Raw genomic sequence first — 544 nt, forward strand, 5'->3', positions numbered from 1 at the left:
TTGACCATATAACCCCAAGCAATCTGGTTATACTGTGAAGACGACATTCGCCGAAAATTCGCATTTCGCTCAACTAAGAGCAGAACTCACAAATTTTACCTTAGCCTGATCACACACCAGTGAAAGTGCGTGTCAGTCTATATCTATCACATATCCGAATTTTTAAAGAACGATCTGACAAAAGCCAGAAATCAACATTCGAACTGAATGCTCATTTCTAAGTTCTGAACAGTGGTGCAAAGTGGTGGAGCCAAGCGGGATCGAACCGCTGACCTCCTGCGTGCAAGGCAGGCGCTCTCCCAGCTGAGCTATGGCCCCGTATTCTGCGGCTGAACCATGTAATGGTAGGTCTGGGCAGATTTGAACTGCCGACCTCACCCTTATCAGGGGTGCGCTCTAACCAACTGAGCTACAGACCTATAACAGGGTCGCTTTACAGCATCGTCTTTTACAATGAATCAAGCAATTCGTGTGGGAGCTCATCAGCAGGCTGATGTCGTCGATTAAGGAGGTGATCCAGCCGCAGGTTCCCCTACGGCTACCT

General features: G+C 48.3%; 2 tRNA genes. Both read right to left on the reverse strand.

Features of this window, described 5'->3' with window-relative positions:
• Positions 1-242: 242 nt before the first annotated feature.
• A tRNA-Ala gene (locus ABE456_RS28485) sits at positions 243-318 on the reverse strand.
• A 24-nt stretch (positions 319-342) separates the two neighbouring features.
• Positions 343-419, reverse strand: a tRNA-Ile gene (locus ABE456_RS28490).
• Positions 420-544: the final 125 nt, after the last annotated feature.

The organism is Pseudomonas sp. TWI929, from assembly GCF_039673335.1.
GTDB lineage: Bacteria > Pseudomonadota > Gammaproteobacteria > Pseudomonadales > Pseudomonadaceae > Aquipseudomonas.